The following is a 1,611-nucleotide window of genomic DNA, read 5'->3' as shown; positions in this document are numbered from 1 at the left end:
CGGGCGGCGGGCCCGCGCCCGGAACCTCGGCGCGCCGGAGCCCTGGAGCCCCGCCGCGCGAGCCTTCCGCCTCACCCGTGCCGGAGCCTCCCCTCACCACCTGAGGTAAGTTCTGTTCATGGACCAGGGGACAGAACCGGAAAGACGGGCGTCCCCGGCGTGACGGAGGAGCTGCGGCGAGGAGAGCGGTGCGCGGGCAGAGCGGTGAACGACCGGTGAACGACGAGGAGCCCCGCTGGCTCACCTCGATCGAGCAGCGGGCCTGGCGCACCCATCTGGCCGCCCACAAGCTCCTGGAACACCGGCTCGACCGCGAGTTGCAGGCCTTCGGCCTCTCCCTGAACGACTACGAGATCCTGGTCAACCTCTCGGAGAGCCCCGGCCACCGCATGCGCATGAGCGACCTGGCCGACGCCACCATCCAGTCCCGCAGCCGGCTGTCCCACCAGATATCCCGGATGGAGGCCGCCGACCTGGTCGCCCGGGAGACCTGCCCCGACGACCGGCGCGGCACCTTCGCCGTACTGACCGGGCACGGCTGGGCCACCATCCAGAAGGTGGCGCCGGAGCACGTGGCCGGCGTGCGGCGGCACTTCATCGACCTGCTCACCGACGACCAGCTCCGCGAGCTGGCCACGGCCTACGGTCCCGTGGTGGACCACCTCAAGAACCTTCGGTGAACCGGCGGCCGTGAGACCCGGCCGGTATCGAGCCGGTATCGGTTCGCCTCGCCGGGAACGCCGCGGGCGCCGGTGAAGCGAAACCGATACCGGCCGGGCCCCCGGCCGCGACCGGGCGGTCGCTACGATCCGGCCATGTCTGCTCGCCGGATCTTCGTCGCCGCGCTGGTCGCCGCGCTCTCCCTGGTCACCGCCTGCAGCGGGGGCTCCGCTTCCGGGACCGCCCTGCCCGACGGCCCCGAGCTGGTCAAGCGGTCCGCGGAGGCGATGCGGACCGTCACCTCGGCCTCCTTCACGATGGAGGCCGAGAACGCGCCGCAGCTCCAGGTCAAGAAGGCCGCCGGCCGCCTCAGCGCCACAGGCGACGCCGACGGCACGATCCAGCTCGACTTCGCCGGCAGCCTCCAGGAGATCAGCTTCGTGCTGGCCGGGGAGACCGTGTACTTCAAGGGCGTCACCGGCGGCTTCCAGAAGATGTCGCGTAGCGAGCTGGCCGCCATCTACGACCCGTCCGCCATCCTCGACCCCGAGCGGGGGGTCGTCCGGCTGCTGGGCAACGCCCTGGACCCGAAGACCCAGGCGGAGGAGAAGCTGGACGGCGCCGACGCCTACCGGCTCTCGGCCACGCTCTCCCAGCAGATCCTCGCCGCGCTGGTCCCGGGGATCGCGCAGAGCGTGGAGGGCACCCTCTGGATCGACAAGGCCACCGGCCGCCTCCTCAAGGCCGAGCTGCCGATGGCCGAGGGCAAGGTCACCGTCGCCTTCGCCGACTACGACGCGCCGGTCCAGGTGACCGCCCCGGCGGAGTGACGCCATGTCTCTTCCGCCCCACCCCGATCACGGCCGCGACGGCGCCGGCGGCGCTTCCGACAGCACTTCCGACGGCGCCCCCGACGGCGCCCCCGGCCGCGCCCTCGACGATGCCCCCGGC

Annotated in this window: 2 protein-coding genes; both read left to right on the top strand. The window is 72.7% G+C overall.

All coding sequences use genetic code 11. The features are described 5' to 3' along the window. The first annotated feature begins 188 nt into the window (after positions 1–188). The gene (locus ACWJ6R_RS36010; protein WP_449066493.1) at positions 189–680 is read left to right on the top strand and encodes a MarR family winged helix-turn-helix transcriptional regulator; all 492 of its coding nucleotides are present in this window, start codon (positions 189–191) and stop codon (positions 678–680) included. A gap of 135 nt (positions 681–815) precedes the next feature. Continuing rightward, positions 816–1,490: an LppX_LprAFG lipoprotein gene (locus ACWJ6R_RS36005; protein WP_449066492.1), complete on the top strand. Its 675-nt coding sequence runs from the start codon at positions 816–818 to the stop codon at positions 1,488–1,490. The last annotated feature ends 121 nt before the right edge of the window (positions 1,491–1,611 follow it).

The organism is Planomonospora algeriensis (assembly GCF_977012225.1).
This window is presented reverse-complemented; position numbering and strand designations above follow the sequence as displayed.